The 19,272-nt window shown below is 67.7% G+C and carries 15 protein-coding genes and 1 pseudogene; 7 read left to right on the top strand and 9 right to left on the bottom strand.

The window, feature by feature from the left end:
• The first annotated feature begins 295 nt into the window (after positions 1 to 295).
• Positions 296 to 2,158: a glycoside hydrolase family 13 protein gene (locus tag AC56LU_RS14350; RefSeq protein ID WP_497176286.1), complete on the top strand. Its 1,863-nt coding sequence runs from the start codon at positions 296 to 298 to the stop codon at positions 2,156 to 2,158.
• The gene (locus tag AC56LU_RS14345) at positions 2,155 to 5,052 is read left to right on the top strand and encodes an esterase (RefSeq protein ID WP_497176285.1); all 2,898 of its coding nucleotides are present in this window, start codon (positions 2,155 to 2,157) and stop codon (positions 5,050 to 5,052) included. The genes AC56LU_RS14350 and AC56LU_RS14345 overlap by 4 nt, the downstream gene beginning before the upstream one ends.
• Before the next feature lie 159 nt (positions 5,053 to 5,211).
• Here the strand turns inward: AC56LU_RS14345 and AC56LU_RS14340 are convergent, their stop codons facing one another.
• From AC56LU_RS14340 to AC56LU_RS14325, 4 genes are all read right to left on the bottom strand, one after another.
• Positions 5,212 to 6,201: a diacylglycerol/lipid kinase family protein gene (locus tag AC56LU_RS14340; RefSeq protein ID WP_497176284.1), complete on the bottom strand. Its 990-nt coding sequence runs from the start codon at positions 6,199 to 6,201 to the stop codon at positions 5,212 to 5,214.
• A 76-nt stretch (positions 6,202 to 6,277) separates the two neighbouring features.
• Positions 6,278 to 6,799, bottom strand: coding sequence for a GNAT family N-acetyltransferase (locus AC56LU_RS14335; RefSeq protein WP_497176283.1), 522 nt, complete (start codon positions 6,797 to 6,799; stop codon positions 6,278 to 6,280).
• Positions 6,796 to 7,323 carry a GNAT family N-acetyltransferase gene (locus tag AC56LU_RS14330; RefSeq protein WP_497176282.1) on the bottom strand — a complete coding sequence of 176 codons (528 nt, stop codon included), beginning with the start codon at positions 7,321 to 7,323 and terminating at the stop codon, positions 6,796 to 6,798. Before AC56LU_RS14330 ends, AC56LU_RS14335 begins: the two co-directional genes overlap by 4 nt.
• A gap of 91 nt (positions 7,324 to 7,414) precedes the next feature.
• On the bottom strand, positions 7,415 to 8,701 hold the full coding sequence (locus AC56LU_RS14325) for an amidohydrolase family protein (protein WP_497176281.1): 1,287 nt from the start codon (positions 8,699 to 8,701) through the stop codon (positions 7,415 to 7,417).
• Positions 8,702 to 8,783: 82 nt separating this feature from the next.
• Here AC56LU_RS14325 and AC56LU_RS14320 point away from each other — a divergent pair, with 82 nt between their 5' ends.
• The 4 genes from AC56LU_RS14320 (at position 8,784) to AC56LU_RS14305 (ending at position 13,291) form a co-directional block, all read left to right on the top strand.
• Entirely contained in the window at positions 8,784 to 8,924 is a 141-nt protein-coding gene (locus AC56LU_RS14320; protein ID WP_497176280.1) for a hypothetical protein, read from the top strand.
• Positions 8,921 to 9,655, top strand: a complete 735-nt coding sequence (locus tag AC56LU_RS14315; protein ID WP_497176279.1) for a phasin family protein — start codon at positions 8,921 to 8,923, stop codon at positions 9,653 to 9,655. The genes AC56LU_RS14320 and AC56LU_RS14315 overlap by 4 nt, the downstream gene beginning before the upstream one ends.
• Positions 9,656 to 9,765: 110 nt before the next feature.
• Complete coding sequence (locus AC56LU_RS14310; RefSeq protein WP_497176278.1) at positions 9,766 to 11,517, top strand: ABC transporter ATP-binding protein; 1,752 nt, start codon at positions 9,766 to 9,768, stop codon at positions 11,515 to 11,517.
• Entirely contained in the window at positions 11,507 to 13,291 is a 1,785-nt protein-coding gene (locus AC56LU_RS14305; RefSeq protein WP_497176277.1) for an ABC transporter ATP-binding protein, read from the top strand. Before AC56LU_RS14310 ends, AC56LU_RS14305 begins: the two co-directional genes overlap by 11 nt.
• Before the next feature lie 161 nt (positions 13,292 to 13,452).
• Here the strand turns inward: AC56LU_RS14305 and AC56LU_RS14300 are convergent.
• The 3 genes and pseudogenes from AC56LU_RS14300 to AC56LU_RS14290 form a co-directional block, all read right to left on the bottom strand.
• A pseudogene (locus AC56LU_RS14300) lies at positions 13,453 to 13,527 on the bottom strand (DUF2243 domain-containing protein); the annotation flags it as partial.
• A gap of 55 nt (positions 13,528 to 13,582) precedes the next feature.
• Positions 13,583 to 15,145 (bottom strand): hypothetical protein, encoded by a 1,563-nt coding sequence (locus AC56LU_RS14295; RefSeq protein ID WP_497176276.1) that lies wholly within the window; start codon positions 15,143 to 15,145, stop codon positions 13,583 to 13,585.
• On the bottom strand, positions 15,142 to 16,023 hold the full coding sequence (locus tag AC56LU_RS14290) for an ABC transporter ATP-binding protein (protein WP_497176275.1): 882 nt from the start codon (positions 16,021 to 16,023) through the stop codon (positions 15,142 to 15,144). The genes AC56LU_RS14295 and AC56LU_RS14290 overlap by 4 nt, the downstream gene beginning before the upstream one ends.
• 306 nt (positions 16,024 to 16,329) lie before the next feature.
• On the opposite strand from AC56LU_RS14290, the gene AC56LU_RS14285 reads away from it, so the two are divergent.
• The gene (locus AC56LU_RS14285) at positions 16,330 to 18,327 is read left to right on the top strand and encodes a tetratricopeptide repeat-containing diguanylate cyclase (protein ID WP_497176274.1); all 1,998 of its coding nucleotides are present in this window, start codon (positions 16,330 to 16,332) and stop codon (positions 18,325 to 18,327) included.
• Between the two features lie 70 nt (positions 18,328 to 18,397).
• Here AC56LU_RS14285 and AC56LU_RS14280 read toward each other — a convergent pair whose 3' ends face one another.
• Positions 18,398 to 18,694 carry a hypothetical protein gene (locus AC56LU_RS14280; protein ID WP_497176273.1) on the bottom strand — a complete coding sequence of 99 codons (297 nt, stop codon included), beginning with the start codon at positions 18,692 to 18,694 and terminating at the stop codon, positions 18,398 to 18,400.
• A gap of 81 nt (positions 18,695 to 18,775) precedes the next feature.
• Positions 18,776 to 19,272, bottom strand: a 497-nt coding sequence (locus tag AC56LU_RS14275; RefSeq protein WP_497176272.1) for a hypothetical protein, incomplete at its 5' end; no start/stop codon positions are given.

The following is a 19,272-nucleotide window of genomic DNA, read 5'->3' as shown; positions in this document are numbered from 1 at the left end:
AATTTAGCGACATAAGACGACCCAATCGCACCAACTTGGTGCACTCGGGTACGCAGAGACGCTCAAATGTTGATAAAAGTTCACTTGGGAAATTTAAGTTTCCTATGTTCAAGATGTACTTTGACTAGATTTCGAACATGCGTTTCGTTTGTGTATCGTAGTTAATTCATAGTATTCTCGCCGCAACATAACCAGCTCCGGCATTTTCCTTCGTCGGTTTCGTCCAGTGGCTGTAGTCTGACTACGTCAACATGCCCGGGACGGCAGGCCGGCGGCGCAGGGATGCCTACAATCCATGAGACACTTGTTCGCTACCTTCCTGCTCGGCAGTACCCTCCTCGCACCGTTCGCGGCCCACGCCCAGGCTCCCGCCATTGCCCACATGGAGCCGCCGTTCTGGTGGACCGGCATGCAGCACAGGGGCTTGCAGCTGATGGTGCATGGCGAGCGCATCGCCGAGCTCGAACCTGCGCTGGCCTATCCGGGCGTGCGCATCGCTTCGGTCACCCGCGTACCCAGCAGAAATTACCTGTTCATCGACCTCGAGATCGGCGAGCAAGCCAAGCCCGGCAAGTTCGACATCGTGTTCAAGGGCGCCGGCCGCCAGGCCAGCTACACCTACCAGCTGCTGGCGCGCGCGCCCGGCTCGGCCCGGCGCCAGGGCTTCGACAGCAGCGATGCGATCTATCAAGTGATGCCCGACCGCTTCGCCAACGGCAATCCGGGCAACGACTCCACGGCCGACACGCTGGAAAAGGCCAACCGAGCCAACGGCTCCGGACGCCACGGCGGCGACATCCAGGGCATCATCGACAGGCTCGACTACATCAAGGGCATGGGTTTCACGCAGCTGTGGCCGACGCCGCTGGTCGAGAACAACATGCCGGCCTACTCCTACCATGGCTACGCCGCCACCGACCACTACCGCATCGATCCGCGCTACGGCAGCAACGAGGACTTCGTGCGCCTGTCAAAAGAAGCGAAGCGGCGCGGCATCGGCCTGATCCAGGACGTGGTGCTGTCGCACATCGGCAGCGGGCACTGGTGGATGAAGGACCTGCCGACCCCGGACTGGGTCAACTACGGCGGCAAGTTCGTGCCGACCCAGCACCACCGCACCGCCGTTCAGGACCCCTACGCCTCGAAGGAAGATGCCGACAACTTCACGCGCGGCTGGTTCGTCGAGAGCATGCCCGACCTGAACCAGTCCAACCCGCTGGTGGCGAACTATCTCATCCAGAACAACATCTGGTGGATCGAGTACGCCGGTTTATCAGGGCTGCGGATCGACACCTTCGGCTATTCGGACGGCGCCTTCCTGTCCGACTACACCCGGCGCCTGCTGGCCGAATACCCGAAGCTGAACATGGTCGGCGAAGAGTGGAGCAAGCTGGTGCCGGTGGTGGCGCGCTGGCAGCGCGGCAAGGACAATTTCGACGGCTACCGCGCCTCCACCCCGAGCCTGATGGACTTCCCGCTGGCCGAAGCCATGCGCACCGCGCTGGCCGACAAGCGTGGCGGCAACGTATTCACCAACGTGTATGAAACGCTCTCGCTGGACTACCTGTATCCGGAACCGGGCAACCTGGTGCTGTTCGAGGCCAACCACGACGTCTCGCGCATCTGGAGCGAAGTGGGCGAAGACTTCGACCGCTACCGGATGATGATGGTGTTCGTGATGACGATGCCGCGCATCCCGCAGCTCTACACGGGCGACGAGCTCCTGATGACCAGTGCCACCGGCGAGCGCGACGACGCCAGCTATCGGCGCGACTTCCCGGGCGGTTGGGCGGGCGACAAGGTCGATGCCTTCGCGGGCAAGGGCTTGAGCGCGCAGCAGCGGGCGGCGCAGGAACTGGTGCGCAAGCTGGCCAACTGGCGCAAGGGCCAGGCGGTGATCCACCGGGGCAAGCTGATGCATTACGGCCCGCGCGACAACACCTGGGTGTATTTCCGCCATGACGACAAGAAGAAGGTGCTGGTCGCCTTCAACAACAACCCGAAGGAGATGGTGCTGGACACCCACCGCTTCCGCGAGATGCTGGCGGGGGTGCCGGGCGGCGTCGACGTCCTGAGCGGCAAGCGTTTCGACCTGGGCAAGGAGCTGCGCCTGCCGGCCATGGCCAGCATCATCCTCGAACTGGACGCCGCACGATGAAGCGCCGCCTGCTCGCAAGCGCCGCGCTTCTCGCCTGCCTGGGGGCATCCGCCCAGGAGAAGGAGCTGTACATCCGCGGCGCCTTCAACGGCTGGGGAACCGACAACGCCCTCACCCACAAGGGCAAGGGCATCTATGAAGCCGACATCCTGGTCAGCCCGGGCAACCATGCCTTCAAGGTGGGCAGCCGCGACTGGAGCGACGAGTGGGTGCTCGACGCGAACAAGAGCGTGACGATCGCGCCGGGCACGCCCTACCGGCTCGCCACCCGGCCCGGCCCGGAAGACTACCTGTTCGTGCGCCAGACCGGCAGCTACCGCTTCACGGTGGATGCCTCGAACCCGGCGGCGCCGAGCTTGCGCGTGGCACGCCTGGCTACACCACAGGCCGCGGCGGCGGCCGACCCGCATGCCGGCCGCGACGCCGTCGCTGCGCTCACCTGGCCGACCTGGGACGGCAAGCGCGAAACCGCGCGTTTCTCCACGCTTGATGCCAAGGCCGACCTGCGGCGCTATGCCCATTCGACGACGATGAACCTGCGCGATCCGGGACCGCAGCACAGCGAATATGCCGAGCAGCCCGGCCTGCCGCGCATCCGCACCGGCAACCTGGCCTTCGATGCGCTGTTCGCGCTGGCGGGCTTTGAAATGCGCCAGGATGCGGTCAGCCAGATCCGCGACGGCAACTACAACGGCGGCGCCGCGATTGCCTGCGAGTGCTTCGCCACCGGCGAGAAGTGGCACTACGTCTGGACCCGCGACCTGTCGTATGCGGCCGACCTGGGCCTGGCCCTGCTCGACCCGCAGCGGGTGCGCAACTCGCTCGAGTTCAAGCTGTCCGGCTGGCGCAAGGGCCTGCCGATCGCCCCGCAGGTCGCCGGTGACGCCGACGGCCTGCAAATCGTGCAGGACACCGGCAGCGGCGGCAGCTGGCCGGTCAGCACCGACCGCGTCACCTGGGCCTTCGCCGCCGAGGAAGTGCTGCGCACCCTGCCCGCGTCCGAGCGCGCGGCATTCGCCCAGCGCGCCTTGCGGGCGCTGTCGAACACCATCGAGAACGACCGCATCGCAGCGTTTGACGCGAACACCGGCCTTTACATGGGCGAGCAGTCCTTCCTCGACTGGCGCGACCAGAGCTACGCGGCCTGGATCCCGAACGACCTGGCCGCGATGTCGACCTCGATATCGCTGTCGACCAACGTCGGCCATTACCAGGCCTTGACGCTGGCTGCCAGGCTGGCGCGCGAGCACGGCGAGGCAGCCATGGCGGAGCGCTACGCACAATGGGCAGGCGCGCTGGCCCGCGCCATCAACACCCGGCTGTGGCTGGACGATGCCGGCATGTACAGCAGCCTCACGGCGGGCCACCTCGACGGCGCGCCGCTGCACAAGTTCGACTGGCTCGGCCAGTCGCTCGCCATCATCACCGGCATCGCCGGCGAGGAACGCGCTCGGTCGATCCTGGCGCGTTACCCGCACGGGCCGATGGGGGCGCCGGTGATCTGGCCGCAGCAGCCGGGCATGCCGGTCTACCACAACCGCGCGCTGTGGCCGTTTGTTACGGCCTACGGCCTGCGCGCCGCCACCCACGCCGGGAACGTGGCGGTGGCCGATGCGGCTTACGATTCGCTGGTGCGCGGCGCGGCGCTGAACATGTCGAACATGGAAAACCTCGAGTGGCTGTCCGGCCAGCCGCTGCTGCTCGACGAACGCAAGCCGAACCTGATCGGGCCGGTGATCAACTCGCGGCGCCAGCTATGGTCGGTCGGCGCCTACCTGGGCATGGTCGTGGGCGAGGTGTTCGGGGTGTCGGCGCAGGACGACGGCATCGCGCTGCGGCCATTCGTGACTGCGAAACTGCGGCGCGAGATGTTCGGCACGGCGAACGAGATCGCGCTGCACGACCTGCTCCTGCACGGCAAGCGCATCGGCGTTCGCCTGCGCCTGCCCGCGGCAAGCCGGGACGATGGCTATTACGCGGTCGAGCGCATCCTCCTGAACGGCAAACCGGCCGGGCCAAGGATGCGCCTGGCGCAGCTGGAGGCGGATAACCAGGTGGAGATCGTGCTCGGAAAGCTGACGCCCGGCCAGCAGGACATCCGGCGCGTGCAGGACGACCCGTATGCCGATGGCGGCGCCACCTTCGGCCCGCGCGAGCCGGTCATCGCCGGCTTGAAACGTGGCGCGCAAGGCGTGACGCTGCGGATCGCCAGCAGTGAGCAGGGGCAGGAGCAGGATGTCAGCTACAGCGTCTACCGCGACGGCAAGCGCGTGGCCGACGGACTGCGCGCCGGCAGCTGGACCGACCGCACGGGCAGCGCCTTCGCCTGCTATGCGGTCGAGGCGCGGTTCACCGCCACCGGCAACCGCAGCCACCACAGCGCGCCGCGCTGCGTCGATACTGGCATCGAAGTCGCCGTCACTGACCCGCGCACGAGCTCCAATGTCAAGGTGAGCCCGCCGAACGCCCGGTTTGCGACGCCCCACCTGGCAGGCTGGGGCCAGCCCGGCGACCGCTTCGCCGTCGAGCGCATCGCCGTGCCGGCGGCAGGCAGCTACCAGGTGCAGCTGCGCTACCACAACGCAGCCAACCAGGTGAACCTGGGGATCAGCGGCGGCGTGAAGTGGCTGGCGCTGAAGGATGACCGCGGCCGGGTCGTGGCCCAGGGCGTGGTGCAGCTGCCGCATGCGCCGCTGGCGAAGACGGACACGCCGACGGTGTATTCGACGCCCTTGGGCGCGCGCCTGAAGCGCGGCAGCTACCGCATCGAGATGAGCGACTTCTACAATATGAGCTATCTCGACAGTAACAGCAGTTTCAGTGCCGCAGGCGGGCTTACCGGGCCGTCGAACCGTGTCGATATCCACGGCGTCCGTCTGCTGCGCACTGACTAGCATTTGTAGCGTGGGCGGGTCACCCGCCCACGCGGTCAAATCACGGTACTGCAGCTTGTGCGGCCATCCATACCACAACGATCACCGCGTGGGCGCGAATCAAGCCATTGGCCTGATTCGCCCCGCCTACCCTACGGTCGTTAACGCCGTGGAGACTCGTCAGGCAGCTTCCTCACTGCCCTCGGCCGGCCGCCCTTCCTTGCGCGACGGCCCGTGCGCCATCAGCAGCAGCCGGCCTTCCAGCACGCGGAACTCCAGCGGCATCGTCATGTTCTCCACCTCGCCGTCGGTTGCGACCTTCATGCGCTTGCGCCCATAGACTGAGGGCGTGCGCACCAGCAGGCGCTTGAAGGCGAAGGCTTCGACCTCGTCGTCGCCGCCCAGGCGGCCCAGCATGCCGCGCACCAGCAGGCGCAGGAGGCCGAGCTTGCCCATCGGGCGCGGCGCAATGGCGACCAGCTGGCCGTCTTCCACCGCCTCGATCAGGCCGTCGCGCATGCCGACCTGCTCCAGCTGCAGGCGGTTATTTCCTATGAACAAAGTCGTGGTGCGCAAGCGGCGCTCCTTGCCGTCGCGCTCGAGCGTGATGCGCAGGTGCCGGTGCGGCCGCAGCGCGATCTTGATCGCGGAAAAGAACGCTACCACGCGGCTGCGTCCGTAGTGTTTCTTGTCGATTTCCCGTTCTTCCAGCAGCTTCGGATACAGGCCGACGCTGGCATTCACCAGAAAAATCTTGTTGTTGAGCAGGCCCACCTGGACCGGCTGCACGCTGGCGCGCAGCAGCGCGTATACGGCTTCGGTCAGGTCTTCCGGAATGCCGTGGGTGCGGCCGAAATAGTTGAATGTTCCCTGAGGCAAAACACCGAAAGGGCAACCGGCCAGCACGGCTTCGTGGGCCACCGTGTTGATGGTACCGTCGCCGCCCGCTGCCACCAGGATGCCCTTCTCGGCCGTGGCCCGGGCCGCCATGCTGCGCGCTTTGGCGGCCAGATCGGCCGGATCGTCGACCAGTTCCAGATGGCAAATGCGGCCGGCGCCAGCGAATACCTCTTCGATGGTGGAGCGCCGCAGCGCGGTCTCGGAATGGCCGGATCCGGCATTGAGGACAATGAAAAACGGCGCGTCGTGGCGCGGCTCGGTGGTCGGCATCGATGGCTCGGTTCGTCAAAGGATGGATGGAGATGCAGCGCCATCCTACCACCACCCAGCAAGCTGCCTCGTTACGCTAGCGCTCCGCGGAAAGGTCCATGCGGTACAGGTTGAGTTCGGGTTCGCCCTCCACCAGGCAGCGCCTGCCTTCGAAGCGCATCCCCAACCTGAGCAGCAGGCCGATCGAGGCCGCGTTGCCCGGCGTGGTGATGGCCGCCAGGCGCGGGATATCAAGCGTACGCGCATGCGCCACCACGGCCTGCGCGGCTTCGAAGGCATAGCCTCGGGCGCGATAGCGCGGCAGGAAGGCATAGCCGATGTCGACGTCGTCGAGCGCGTCGCGCTTGATCAGGCCGCACAGGCCGACCGGCACGGCGCCTTCCAGCAGCTCCACCATGTACATCGAGTGGCCGCGCGCGCGCTGCATCGCCACCGGCCCGTCTTCGATCGACTTCAGTGCGGCTTCCAGGGTGCGCACGCCGCGGTCGCCGATATGCTCGATGAAGGCCGGGTCGTTGAGGATCTCGAGGTAGACGGCGGCGTCGCGCGCATCGACCAGGCGCAGGCGCAGGCGGTCGGACCGCCGCACCTCGGTCATGCGTCCACCGTCGGCCAGTGATCGGGGTCGTGCAGCAGCTGGTACATGACGTAGGCGTCCACGTAGCCGAGGTGCTTGTGGCGGTAGGCCTTGGGCAGGGTGCCGACGATCGAGAAGCCGAGCTTCTTCCACAGCCGGACGGCGGCGCCGTTGGTGCTCACGACATAGTTGAACTGCATGGCGAGATAGCCCTGGCGCCGCGCTTCGACGAGACTGTGCTCGCCGAGCAGGCGCCCGATGCCGGCGCCCTGCGCCGCGGGGCTGACCATGTAGGAAGCGTTGGCCACATGGTGGCCGCGCCCGACCTGGTTCGCGACCAGCCGGTACATGCCGAGCAGGCGCGTCGCGCCGGAGGTCGCGACAAAGGACGTCACCTCCGGCCCGAGCCAGTAGGCATGGCCCGCTTCGCGCGAGGTGGCGGTGGTGAACGGATAGGTCTCGCCGGCGGCGACGTGGGCGCAGAAGATGCTCCACATCGCATCGAAGTCTTGCTCGCCGGCGGGGCGGATCTGGATGTCTTTCACGGCTGTGGGGCGGCGTTACCGAAATCGAAAGCGTTCTATTCTAGCCCCATTCCGCATCGAGATCCGTGAATCGTGCGCGGCTTTGCATTTGTCAGCGGGGCCCCTGCGGCGGCATGCGGAAATTGGTGCCGGCCGGCCGCCCGGGCAGGTGCAAGGTCGCCTGCGCGGACGGCGTCTCGGCCACCACGGCGCCGCGCCGCAGCACCAGCTTGCGGGCCGCGCGCAGGCGGATCGCCTCGATGGTGGAACCGGCGTCCAGCAGCACCAGGTCGGCATGGCAGCCCGGCGCCAGTCCATAGCCTTCCAGGCCGAGGATGCGGGCCGGGGTCTCGGTCACCGCCAGGAAGCACTGGTGCATCGCCTCCACCCCCGTCATCTGCGCCACGTGCAGTCCCATGTGCGCCACTTCCAGCATATCGCCCGAACCCATGCCGTACCACGGGTCGAGCACGCAGTCGTGGCCGAAGGCGACGTCGACGCCCGCCGCGAGCAGCTCCGGCACCCGCGTCATGCCGCGCCGTTTCGGGTAGGTGTCGTGACGGCCCTGCAGGGTGATGTTGATGAGCGGGTTGGCGATCGCGGCGACGCCGCTTTCCGCGATCAGGGGCAGCAGTTTGCTGACGTAGTAGTTGTCCATCGAGTGCATCGAGGTCAGGTGCGAGCCGGCTACCAGGCCTCCCATACCGAGACGCTGGGTCTCATAGGCCAGGGTCTCGATGTGGCGCGACATCGGATCGTCGGTCTCGTCGCAGTGCATGTCCACGCGCCGGTCCTGTTGCGCCGCGAACTCGCACAGCAGGCGGATCGATTCGGCGCCGTCCGCCATGGTGCGCTCGAAGTGCGGGATGCCGCCGACCACGTCGACGCCCATGGCGATCGCGCGTTTCAGGTTGTCGAAGGCGCCGGGGCTGCGCAGCAGGCCGTCCTGCGGGAAGGCGACCAGCTGCAGGTCGAGGTAGGGCGCCACCTGCTTGCGCACGTCCAGCAGCGCTTCGACGGCCAGCAGGCGGTCGTCGCAGATGTCGACGTGGGTGCGGATCGCCAGCAGCCCGCGCGCCACCGCCCAATCGCAGTAGCGCAATGCGCGCTCGACCAGCGCCTCCTGCACCAGCTGGGGCTTGAGCTCACCCCACAGGCGGATCCCTTCGAGCAGCGTCCCGCTGCTGTTCACGCGCGGCAAGCCATAGCTGAGGGTCGAATCCATGTGGAAGTGCGCATCGACGAAGGGCGGACTGACCAGGTCGCCGTCGGCGTCGATCTCGCGCGCGCCCTGGGCGCCGAGCCGTGTTGTCACGGCGGCAATCCGGCCGTTGTCGATGCCGATGTCGATGCCACGGCTGCCGTCCGGCAGGGAGGCGTTGCGAATCACGAGGTCCATGCGCGCTTCTCCTTGTTGTCTGCCTGATTGTAACCATTTCCCAATAGATCGGACGGCCAAGCAAAATCGACACGTACACGTAATGCTGCAACGCAAGATTTTCATCACAAAGGAAAAAAATAAGTTCTTTGCAACGCCAGCCATTCATGGCTACACTACTTATATTGCAGTGCGCCATAATGGCGCTCGAAAAACCGTAGCGAGCGACAAGGAAATCTCATGACTTCATTCAGCGATCAGTTTTCCGCAATACGCAAGGCCCAGTTCGACGCGCAGTTCGATTTCTTCAATTCCTTCACTACCCAGGCGCTCGACAGCGCCGGTCGGGTAGCGGCCCTGAACCTGGCGGTATCGCGCGATGCGGTGCAGCGTACGCTCGGCGCCGGCCTGGCGCTGGCGAACTCGCGCAATCCGCGCGACGTCTTCGCCGTGGGCAGCCAGGCCGAGGAACAGATGCGCAACCTGTTTGCCTATGGCCGTGAACTGCTGGGCATCGCCAGCAGCCTGCGCCCGCCTGCAGTGCGTCCGCAAATCTTGGGACTGGCCTCATTGCAGGCAGGCAAGCTTGCTGCCGAGACCGTGGAAGTGTTCGAGCGCGGCGTCGCCGACGCCGTCCAGGCTGTGCCGGCCGCAGCCGCTGCCGCCGAATCGATCGCCGAGGCGGCCGTAGCGCCTGCCCCGGCGGTGGAAGCCCCGCATCCGGTGGCGGCAATCGCGCCGGTCACCGAACCCGTGGTCGTGGCCGAGCCGGAAGCCGCACAGGAAGCCGCACCACAATCGGCAACCGAAGCGCTGGCCGCCGAGCCGGTCCCGGTGGCCGAGCCGACCGCCATTGCCAAAGCCATCGGCAAGGGCACGGCGCGCGCCGCCGCCGTGCCGCATCCTGCCGCAGCCCCGGTGGCCGAAGCACCGAAGACGGCTCCCGCCGCGCCGGTCTCCAAGCGCAAGAAATAAACTCGGAGCACGGGCGCCGCTGCGTCCGATTGGCAAAGCGACTACACTAGCGGGCTTCGGCCCGCTCGTTGTTTTTGGACGTTGCGGGCGCAAAAACTCCAAGGAACAACATGAGTCTCGCAAGGCTGATCGGCGGTTTCGTCCGCCGGCACTGGCATGCCTATGTCTCGTCGGCCTTCATGCTGGCCGGCGTGGCCATCTGCACGGTCTTGATTCCGCGCAAGGTCGGCGCCCTGATCGACGGCCTGGCCGGGCACCGCCTCGACCAGGATGCGCTGCTGCTCGGGCTGGCGCAGCTGCTCGGCCTGGGCGTGGCCATCTACGTGCTGCGGGTCGGCTGGCGCATCCGCCTGTATTCGGCCGCCTACAACCTCGGCGTCGAGCTGCGCACCCGCCTGTATGCGCGCCTGGCAAGCCAGGGGCCCGGCTTCTACCAGCGCCAGCGCACCGGCGACCTGATGGCCCTGGCCACCAACGATATCGACGCCATCGAGATGGCGGCCGGCGAAGCGATGCTGGCCGGCTTCGACGGCAGCCTGACCCTGGTCATGGTGCTGGGCATCATGACCCTCGGCGTCGATGCGCGCCTGGCGGCCATCGCCCTGCTGCCCTTCCCCCTGATGGCCTTCGCGTTCTGGCGCATTTCGCGCCAGGTCCATACGGCCGAAGCCGACGCGCTGAAGCGCTTCTCCGCGCTCAACGACCACGTGCAGGAATCGCTGTCGGGCGTGCGCACCCTGCGCGCCCTCGGCCTGGAAGCGCGCAGCAGCGCCCAGTTCAGCGAACTGGCCGGCAATGCCGCCGCCGCCAGCCTCGCTGCGCAGCGCTGGGAAGCGGCCTACGAACCGGCGGTCGGCCTGACCCTGACCGCCGCCACCGGCCTGACCCTGGGCCTGGGCGGCTACCTGGTGTGGCACCAGGAGCTGACGGTGGGCGAGCTGACCAGCTTCTCGATGTACCTGGGCCAGCTGATCTGGCCGATGTTCGCGGCCGGCTGGGTGCTGTCGCTGATCGAGCGCGGACGCGCCGGCCTGGCGCGCCTGCAGCCGCTGCTGGACGCGCCGCTCACGGTCGAAGACACGGGCACGCTCGAGCAGGTCGGGCGCGGTGCCCTGGCGCTCGACGGCGTGAGCTTCGCCTACCGGGACGCCGAGCGCCCCGCGCTCGACGGGGTGTCGGTCAGCCTGGCTCCCGGCCAGACCCTGGGCCTGGTCGGCCCGACCGGCGCCGGCAAGTCGACGCTGTTGCGGGTACTGCTGCGCCAGGCCACGCCGCAGCGCGGCACGGCCAGCTGGGCCGGCCATCCGCTCGAGGCCTACCGGCTGGACGCCTTGCGCGCGGCCATGAGCTGGGTGCCGCAGGAATCCTTCCTGTTTTCCGCCACGATCGCGGAAAACATCGCCCTCGCCCGCCCCGGCGCCTCGCGCGCCGAGATCGAGGAAGCGGCCAGGATGGCCTCGATCCACGACGACATCCTGCGCTTCCCGTTCGGCTACGACACGCCGGTGGGCGAGAAAGGCATCACCCTGTCCGGAGGCCAGCGCCAGCGCGTCGCGATCGCCCGCGCCCTGCTGGCCGACAGCGCGCTGCTGCTGCTCGACGACGCCCTGTCGGCGGTGGACACCGGCACCGAGACCCGCATCCTCGCCCACTTGGATGCGCTGCGTGCTGCCCGCCCCGAGCGCGCCGCCATCATCGCCAGCCATCGCTTGTCGAGCGTGGCCGGGGCCGACCGCATCGTGGTGCTGCGCGACGGCCGCATCACCGAATCGGGCACCCACGACGAACTCTTGCGGCTCGATGGCTGGTATGCCAGCCAGTGGCGCTATCAACAACTGGAGGCCAGCATCGATGCGGAGTGATACCAACGGGGCGCCGATGCGCGCCCAGACCGCGCAGGCCGCAAGCCTGCTGCGCCGCGCCGCCGACCCCGAGCGCCGCCACCTGGTCTGGGCCACGTTCTGGCTGGTGATCGCCGCCGCCCTCGAAGTGCTCGGCCCCCTGCTCGGCAAGGCGCTGATCGACGACCACCTGCTTACCCGCAACCTGGACTGGACCCGCATGTCGCTGCTCCTCGGCGGCCTGGTGCTGACCGGCTGGGCCTCGTCGTGGATCCGCTACCTGCAGCTGATCCGCCTGTCGGGCCTGGCGATGCGCTCGGTGCGGCGCCTGCGCGAATGGGTCTACGGCCACGTGCTGCGCCTGCCGATGGCGTTTTTCGACCGCGCCATCACCGGCCAGCTGGTGAGCCGCGTGACCAACGACACCGAGGCGGTCAAGACGCTCTACATCCAGGTGCTGTTCGTAATGCTCGACTCGAGCATCGTGCTGGTCGGGACCCTGATTGCGATGGCCTGGCTCGACTGGCGCCTGATGCTGGTGGTGCTGGCCCTGGTGCCGGCGGTGATCGGGATCGTCTGGCTGTACCAGCGCCTGTCGGCGCCGGCGGTGACGCGCGCGCGCGCCCTGCGCAGCGACATCAACGGCCAGATGGCGGAATCGATCGGCGGCATGACGGTGCTCCAGGCCAGCAATGCCCAGGGACGTTTCGGCGAGCGCTTCCTGCACACCAACCAGGCGCACCGCAAGGCGCGCCTGGCGGAACTGAAGGCCAATGCCTTCCTGCTGCGGCCGGCGCTCGACCTGCTCAACGTGGTTCTCTTGAGCATCGTGATCTTCGGTTTCGGCCAGCGCCAGATGAATGCGGTGGAAGTGGGCGTGCTGTACGCCTTCATCAGCTACATCGCGCGGGTGGTCGAGCCGCTAATCCAGATCACCATGCAGTTCAGCGGCCTGCAACAGGCGGTGGTGGCCACGGCCCGCGTCTCCAGCCTGCTCGACGAGACCGGCGCTGCCGAACATGCGCCGGGACGCCTTGAAACCGATGCGGCCTTCGACCCGAAGGCCCCGGCGGTGCGCGTGCGCGACGTGAACTTCGCCTACGTGCCGGGCCAGCGCGTGCTGCACGAACTCTCGCTCGACATCCCGCAGGGCGCCTTCTTCGGCATCGTCGGCCATACCGGCAGCGGCAAGTCGACCCTGCTGTCGCTGCTGCTGCGCTACTACACGGCCGACGAAGGCACGATCGAGATCGGCGGCCTGCCCCTTGGCGCGATCGGCAACGATCGCTTCCGCGACGAGGTAGGCCTGGTGCCGCAGGACCCGTTCATCCTGGCCGCCACCGCGCGCGAGAACATCGACATGGGGCGCGGCCTGCCCTTCGATCGCATCGAGGCGGCGGCGCGCGCCGCCCATGCGCACGGCTTCATCGCGGCGCTGGAACAGGGCTACGAGACCCAGCTGGGCGAAGGCGGTTCGCGCCTGTCCTCGGGCCAGAAGCAGCTGGTGGCGATCGCGCGCGCACTGGCCGGCGAGCCGCGCATCCTGCTGCTGGACGAGGCCACCTCGCGCATCGACAGCGCGACCGAGCAGATCGTGCAGGAAGCGCTGGAAGAATTGCGCGGCAAGGTGACCATCATCGCGATCGCGCACCGGCTGTCGACCATCCGCGCGGCCGACCGCATCATCGTGCTGAACCACGGCCGCATCAGCGAGGCCGGGTCGCACGAGGAACTGATGCGGATCGAAGGCGGCCTGTACCAGCGCCTGTATTTGCTGCAGCAGATCGCCGTGTAAGCCTGTTGCGCCGGCACCAGGCGCCGTGAAATCGTCTCAGGCCTTGCTCCAGTTAAAGCAGCCGCCGGGCACCCCAGACCCGCTGACCAGCAGCGCGCCGTGCCGGTAGAAGCCCCAGCGCCCAGGCTGAGCAGGTGATGCCATTGCAGGATCTGGTGCAGCAGGATGCCATCGAAGAAGCCGCCGAGCGCAAACCCGAGTGCGGCGCCCCAGCGGAACCACGGTGTTTTCCACATCACATCACCTCGCGTCGGAACGGGACGAAGGCAAGTATAGCCCTTCGCAACGACGCTACGCGCGCCGGCTCCAGGCGATGCCGGCCGCCAGCGCCGCCAGTCCGGCCGCCAGCCAGGCGGCAGCGGATTGCAGGTTGGCGTCGCCATGGAAGCCGACGATGTCGAGCATCGACACGCCCTTGGCATTGAGGGCGACATACAGCCCGAACAGGAACAGTCCCAGGAACAGGCGCGGTGTACGGCTGAGCTGGCCGAACAGCGCGGCAAAGCCCGACAGTGCCACCAGGCCGGCTGCTGCGGCGAAGGCGCGCAGCGGTTCTTCAAGGCTCCAGCGCAGCACGATCGTTCCGGTGAACAGTGCGCCGAGCAGCAGCGCCGCCGCCCACTGGCGCACGAAGCGCCGGCGCACGCCGCCCGGCACGGCGCCGGTCAAGCCATCGCAGCCGCTGCTGGTGTCGCGCGTCGTGCTTTCGCTGCACAGGATGCCCCAGAAAGCCACTGCGGCACCCAGCAGGCCCGGCAGCACGGCGGCAGGCAGCAGCAGGCCGCCGGCCAGGCAGGCGGCAATGGCGGCGATGGCGCTGGGCGCCGTCATCAAGACCAGGCAGGCCTCGGCCAGCACCTGGCCCATCAAGCCGGGCAAGCGTGCGGCCAGCGCCAGCAGGGGCCGCAGCACCCGCGTCAGCGGCCGCAACCAGCCATTGAGCACGGCCAGCGGCGAGCGACGCTGGCGCGCCTTGCCGGCCTTGACCCGGTCGGGCGAGAAGCGGTGGAACAGGAGCACCGCGGGCAGCAGCGGCAGCAGCGCGAGCACGCAGGACAGCATCCGGCCGCCCGCCATGTCGCCCGTCCACAGCCATGCGGGCAGCTCGACCGGCGCCAGCGCGGCCTTGAAAGGCATCATGCCGATGCCCAGCGCGGCCGTGTCGGCATGGCTGCGCAGGCTGATCATCGCATTCGACACGCCGGTAAAGTCGAACAGGACGAGCCAGGCAGCCCCGCCCTGCTCGACCGCCGCACCGATCGAAAGCTGCCCGATCCAAACCATGAAATACAGGAGGTCGCCGGTCTTGCCCATCAACGGCCCCCAGCTGTCGCACAGCACCGCGCAGCTGGCTGCGAAGAAGGCCATCGGCAGCAGCATCAGGGCGTAGGTCTGCAGGTAGACCAGCGGCTGCAGCGGACCGTCGCCGCGCAGCAGGTGGCAGGCGAAGGTGGTCAGCATGAAAGCGCCGAGCAGCAGGACCAGCCAGCCGAGGGCGCCGAGCCAGCGGCTGGCGACCAGCACTGCGTCAGCGGCCGCCGTGGCGCCGATCGCGCCGCCGATGCCGCTGCGCAGGTCTTCGCCGGTACGTCCGCGCGCCAGGTAGAAACCGGCAAGGCTGAACAGCAGGCTGGCCATGGTGGCACTGCCCAGCGCCAGCGCGGAACTGGTGTACAGCACCCGTGCGCCGTCCAGCACCATCAGGGCCCTGCCGCTGCCCGCATCTTCGATCATGGCCCAGCTGACGGCGACCACGGCAAGCACCGCGACCAGGGTGGACAGGCGCCGCATGCGCAGCCGTACCTCGTTGGCCGCCAGGACGTAGAGCGTGGACTGCGGCGGACGCATCCTCATGCCGCCTCCGCCTGCACGGCGTAGCGTTGGGCCATCAGGGCTTCTTCCAGGCTCGGGTCGGCCTCGCGTGCGCCCGGGCAGGGCGGCTCCGGGTGCGCGATGCGCAGCAGCATGCGCCCATCCTGGCGCTGGGCCTGCAGCACGTGCACGCGCCCGCGCAGCACCGCGTAGTCCGCTTCGAGCACGCTGGCGGTCCAGACCTGGCCGCGCGCGCGCCGCACGACCGCGTCCAGCGTCTCGTGCGCCACCAGCCGCCCGGAGCGCATGATCGCCAGTTCGGTCGCGATGCTCTCGACGTCCGACACGATGTGGGTCGACAGGATCACCAGCTTGCCCAGGCCCAGCTCGGACAGCAGGTTGCGAAAGCGCAGCCGCTCTTCCGGGTCGAGTCCGGCCGTGGGTTCGTCGACCACCAGGATATCGGGGTCGTTCAGCAGCGCCTGGGCAATGCCGAGGCGCCGCTTCATGCCGCCCGAGAACGAGGCCGCGGGCCGGTGCGCCTGCTCGTGCAGGTTGACCAGCTCCAGCAGGCGCCGGATGCGTGCGCTCGCAGTTGCACCACCCTGCACGCCCTTGAGGGCCGCGAAGTACTGCATGAATTCGAGCGCGCTCAGGTTCGGGTAGACGCCGAAATCCTGCGGCAGGTAGCCGAGGCGGCGCCGGATCGCGTCGGGTTTGCGCACGATGTCGACGCCATCGAACAGGATCTGGCCGGCGCTGGGGCGCGCCAGGGTGGCGATCATCCCCATCAGGGTCGACTTGCCGGCGCCGTTGTGGCCGATCAGGCCGACCACGCCCTGGCCGAGCGACAGCGTCACCTCGTCCACCGCCGTCACGTCCTTGCCGAAATGTTTGGTCACCGCGCGCAGTTCCAGCATGTTTGCCCCTCGCCTTGTCGTTGGGTTCGACTATATGGAGAAAGGACACGGCAGAACCAGCGTTTTGCGACGGGCGGTCGAAATCGGGGGATTAACGCGGGTTGCGAACGAAAATGGCGGACAAGCTTGGCGAACGATATGGATGTGTCATTTTGGTGACAATTGAATAGAAACTGAATTTCCACATTGCAACAGGAATATAATGATTTGATACAAATGGATCCGATTTTTCCGAACACCCGGTACCGCCTCATGCTGCCTTCCTTCATCCGCTTGCTCGCCCGATGCCGGCGCATGGTGCTTGCCATGTCGCTTTGCCTTGTTTCCGCCGGCGGCGCGGCTGGGGAGGTATTGCCGGCAACGGTGACGCTGGCCGAAAAACTGGCCCAGGTCAGGGAAGTGAACAAATATGTGCCAGAGCGCGCCCTGCCCATGCTCAAGGTCATGGAAGCGCAGATTCACAGCGCTTCGCTACCAGATCGCATCGAATTCCTGAACCAGCTATCCCAGGCTCATGACAGCCTCGGCCAGACCGACGAGGCTGCCGCTTCCGCCGACGCGCTGGTGGCGCTCGGACGACAACACGACAATAAGGTGGCGCTGGCCAAGGGCCTGCTACGGCGGGGCTACATGGCCTTCCGCCAGCAGCGCTTGACCGAGGCCCATCGCCTGATATGGGAGGGCGAAAAGCTGGCCTACCAGACCGAGGATATCGAGCTGCGCGTACGTGCGTCGATTTCCTCGGGCGAGTCGTTTGCCGAAGAAGGCAATTTCGCGGCTGCACTGGAACGCCTGCAGGCAGCCTCGTCCCTGGCGCGCCGGCACCGCGATCCGACCCAGATCGTCATGGCGCTTAACGCCCTGATTCGCCTGTACGGCCAAATGCGCGAGCACGCAAAGGGTTTTGAAGTCCTGGAAGAAGCGCTGAACGCTGCGAAACTGGGCGCTTCGCCCGGACGCACCGCTACCCTCAAGCACGCCGAGTACGGCCTGGCCATCGACACCGGCCAGAACGAGCGCGCGCTGAAGGCCCTGCTCGACAGCCTGGACATCGAACAGCGCATCGGCGCGACGTCGATGATGGCGCGCACCCTTGTCAACCTGTCGGACTGCTACCTGAAGCTGCACGACTATCCCAATGCCGCGCGCTACGGCCAGCGGGCCGTCGACGCCGCCCGCGCGCTCAATCATGCCGGGCTCGAAGCGACGGCGCGCCTGAACCTGGGCCAGGCCTTGCTGGCCTCCGGACGTCTGGTCGAAGGCAAGCGCCACATCGAGGCCGGCATGCAAGCCTATGACAAGCAGGGCGACAAGCCCGAACTGCAGCTCGTGCTGGTCGAATACGGCCAGGCGCTCGAGCGCGCCGGCGACCTGCCGGGCGCGCTGCGCGCCTACCACCGCGAACGCAGGATTTCGAACGAATTGTTCGAGAAGCGCCGCCAGCGCGCGGTGCTCGACCTGCAGGCGAAATACGAGACCGAGAAGAAGCAGCGCCAGATCGAGCTGCTGCGCAGCGAGAACGAGGTCAATCGCCTGGAGCGGCGCGTCTGGTGGCTTCTGGCGGCGGTCTTCGCCCTGGCCTCGGTCGTGGTCGGCCTGCTGTACCGCAAGGTGCGCCAGGCCAACGCCAAGCTCTACGAAAAGAACAAGGAACTCAAGCAGCAGAGCGTGCGCGACCCGCTGACCGGGCTGTACAACCGCCGCCACTTCCTGGACTACATGCGCACGGCGGAGCAACCCGCGCAGCCGCAGGCGGCATCCGACGAGTGCGGCGCATTGTTCCTGCTGGACGTCGACCATTTCAAGCACATCAACGACACCTGGGGCCACGCGGCCGGCGACGCCGTGCTGACCGCCATTTCCGCCAGCCTGCGCGAGATCCTGCGCGAGACCGACATGATCGTGCGCTGGGGCGGCGAAGAATTCCTGGCCTTCCTGCCCTCGATCCCGCGCGGCGGGCTGGATGAAGTGGCGCAGCGCATCCTGGCCGGCATCGCGAAGGTAGAGATCACGCATGGCGGCCAGACGCTGGGCGTGAACGTGTCGGTCGGCTTCGCGCCCTTCCCGCTATGCTGCGGCGAGCTGGTGCTGCCGTGGGAACGCGCGGTCAACCTGGTGGACATGGCGCTGTACCTGGCCAAGGCGCACGGCCGCAACCGCGCCTATGGCGTGCAGGGCTTCGGCGATCCGGACCAGGTCTGCATGGAAGAGGTGGAACAGAACCTTGAAAGCGCATGGCGCGCGGGTCACGTGAAACTGTCGGTGGTGCTGGGGAGCCAGCAGGACATGCGCGCCAGCGCGTGATGCTGCATGCACTGCCACGACACGTCCGTCGGCTGAACGCGCGGCCGGCATAGCACCCTACGCCCCCCTGCTAATCCGCCACGTCCTGGATCTTCTCGCCGGCGTCTTCCACCTTCTTGCCGACTTCCTCGGTGGCCCGTTTCAGGCCGCCCCTGGCGTCGCGGGTGGCGTCCTTGACCTTGTCTTTCGCCTCGTCGGCGGCGCGGTCGACCTTGGCCAGTTCGTTGTCCACCTGGCGCGACACCCTGGCGCCGGCGTCGTCGAGCGCCTTGCCGGCGCGCTGGGCCGGGCCCATCGCATCGTCTTCACGGCTGCAGCCTGCCAGCGCGGCAAGCAGCAGCAGCGTGCCCAACATGCTCGTCTTCATGTCTGCCTCCTGGCTGTTCGCTTGCCCGCCAGCATACACCTGCCCGAAAAAACGCGGCTGACGGCTGGCGCCCGCGCAGGCTCACTCGTTGCGCGTGGGGTCGGCCAGCGGATGCTCGCGCTCGTCCTTGATCTCGAGCTCGAGCGCGCGGGTCTGTTCGTCCGCGCCCCAGCGCCTGGTGAAGACAGCCAGGCGGGCCAGCGCCTTGTCGTAGGTGCGGGCGCGCCGCAGTTTCTGGATCGCGCCGGTGGCATCCTGCCAGGCCCTGGCGCGCTGCTCGGCGCGGGTGCAGTCGGCGGCCGCCTTGTTCAGCGACTGCTGCACCTGGCGCAGCTGCTCGGGCGTGGCGCGGGTGCCGCGCAGGGCGATCAGCTCGTCCTGCGCGTCCCGCGCCTTGCACTCGACGGCCAGCGCCACCGCACGCTCCATGCGCCGCTCGATGCGGGTGCCTTCGGGACGCACGACCATCCAGATGAGCCACAACGCGATGAGCGCGGCGATCCACCAGCGCAGCCGGATCGGCGCGCGCCGCGGCGGCTGGGCCGGCGCCGGGCCCGCCGTCGCGGCGCGGCCGACGC

The sequence above is a fragment of the Telluria sp. PB2R4 genome (genome assembly GCF_059685695.1).
The sequence above is the reverse complement of the archived record's forward strand: the minus strand, read 5'-3'. Positions and strand labels throughout refer to the sequence as shown.